Source organism: Streptomyces sp. E2N166, from assembly GCF_003671715.1.
Lineage (GTDB): Bacteria > Actinomycetota > Actinomycetes > Streptomycetales > Streptomycetaceae > Streptomyces > Streptomyces thinghirensis.
This window is the reverse complement of record NZ_RAIF01000006.1, coordinates 758,057-760,037: the sequence shown is the minus strand read 5'-3', so window position 1 is coordinate 760,037 and position 1,981 is coordinate 758,057. Positions and strand designations below refer to the sequence as shown.

The 1,981-nt window shown below is 73.1% G+C and carries 2 protein-coding genes; one reads left to right on the top strand and one right to left on the bottom strand.

Annotated elements, in window-relative coordinates; genetic code table 11:
• Positions 1 to 665 (bottom strand): peptide deformylase (locus EBH09_RS03935; protein ID WP_153182603.1); only part of this gene is annotated, 665 nt, incomplete at its 3' end.
• 145 nt (positions 666 to 810) lie between these two features.
• Between EBH09_RS03935 and EBH09_RS03930 the strand changes: the two genes are divergently transcribed.
• The coding region (locus EBH09_RS03930) for a PepSY-associated TM helix domain-containing protein (RefSeq protein ID WP_153182602.1) at positions 811 to 1,981 on the top strand (1,171 nt) is incomplete at its 3' end.

Below are 1,981 nucleotides of genomic sequence, written 5' to 3'. Positions count from 1 at the left end.
CCCGCAGCCCCTGCAGACCCGGGAGGCAGCTCAAACCCCAACCCCACCGCAGCCCGCTCGGGAGTCACCTGCCCCCACAACTCCACCATCGCCCGATTCGACGCCAGTGACCGCACCTCAGCCCGGTCCAGGTACAACACACCGTCGAGATGATCCGTCTCGTGCTGCACGATCCGCGCGGGCCACCCCGCGAACACCTCGTCCACGGCCCGCCCGTGCTCGTCCCGCGCCACCAACCGCACCTCGGCATGCCGAGCCACCACCGCCTGCCACCCCGGCACACTCAGACAGCCCTCGAAGAACGCGGCGCGTCCGCCGTCCACGGCCTCGTACGACGGATTCACCAGTACCCGGAACGGCTGCGGCACCCGCCCGCGCGCCACCCGCACCTCGTCCGGCACCGGCGCCGGGTCCTCGATCACCGCGATCCTGAGCCCCACCCCCACCTGCGGCGCGGCCAGGCCGACACCCGGTGCCGCGCGCATGGTGAGGCGCAGCGCCTCGACGAACCGTGCCAGCAGCGCCGGCTCCAACTGCCCGTCGAAGGGCTCGGCGACGCGCCGCAGCACCGGATCGCCGGCCTCGACGATCGGCAACGGTCCAGCGGTGGCGAGCAGTTCCTCGACCCGCTCGGCAAGGGGGGCGCGATCACTCGGAGTTCCCATCGCGCCAGGATGCCACGGTGTACGGCGTCCGCCCGTCGGCCACGAAGGTGTGACGCAGGCCACACTCGGGGTCGGGAACCCGGTGCGCTCCCGCCCCGACCACTGGGACCACCCCGTCCCCACGACGTCCCCGGAGCGCCCACCGATGACCACCACGTCCCCGACCCCCACGGGCGAGGCCGCCAAACCGCCGACCTCACCGCCTTTGCCCGGCAGATGGTCCACACTCCGCCCGCTCGTCCTGCGCCTGCACTTCTACGCCGGGCTGTTCGTGGCCCCCTTCCTCCTGGTGGCGGCGGCCACCGGCTTCCTCTACGCCGCCTCGTTCCAGGCCGAGAAGATGGTCTACGCACACGAGTTGACCGTCCCCGACGTGGGTGACCGCAAGCTTCCGGTCTCCGAGCAGGTCGCCGCCGCCCGGCAGGCCCATCCCGAGGGCACGGTGTCGGCCGTACGCCCCTCACCCGAGGCCGACGCCACCACCAGGGTGCTGCTGTCCGGCGTCGAGGGCGTCGACCCGGACCACACGCTCGCGGTCTTCGTCGACCCGTACACCGCGAAGGTGCGCGGCGCTCTCGAACAGTACGGTTCGAGCGGCGCGCTGCCGCTGCGCACCTGGATCGACGAGTTCCACCGGGACCTGCACCTGGGCGAGACCGGCCGTCTGTACAGCGAGTTCGCCGCGAGCTGGCTTTGGGTGATCGCGGGCGGCGGCCTGGTGCTGTGGTTCTCCCGCCGCCGGGCCCGGCGCAAGCTGCGCGGCACCAGCGGCCGGCGCCGCACCCTGGGCCTGCACGGCACGGTCGGCGCCTGGGCGGCGGCCGGATTCGTCTTCCTCTCGGCGACCGGCCTGACCTGGTCGACCTACGCCGGGGCGAACATCGAGGACCTGCGCGTCTCGCTCGGCCAGACCACCCCGTCCGTGTCGGCGTCGGCAGCCGGGGGAGGGGAGCACGCGGGCCACGGCGCGGCATCGGGCGCGGGCGGGGACGCCGCGCACGGGGTCGGCCTCGACAAGGTCCTGTCCGCCGCGCGCGCCGAGGGTCTGGGCGACCCCGTGGAGATCGTCCCGCCCGCGGACGCGTCCTCCGCCTACGTCGTCAAGCAGGTACAGCGCAGCTGGCCCGAGAAGCAGGACTCGGTCGCGGTCGACCCGGCGACCGGCAAGGTGACCGACGTACTGCGCTTCGCCGACTACCCGGTGCTCGCCAAGCTCAGCCGTTGGGGCATCGACCTGCACACCGGCAGCCTGTTCGGCCTGCCCAACCAGATCGCCCTGATGCTGCTGGCCGCTTCCCTCGTCCTGCTCGTCGTCT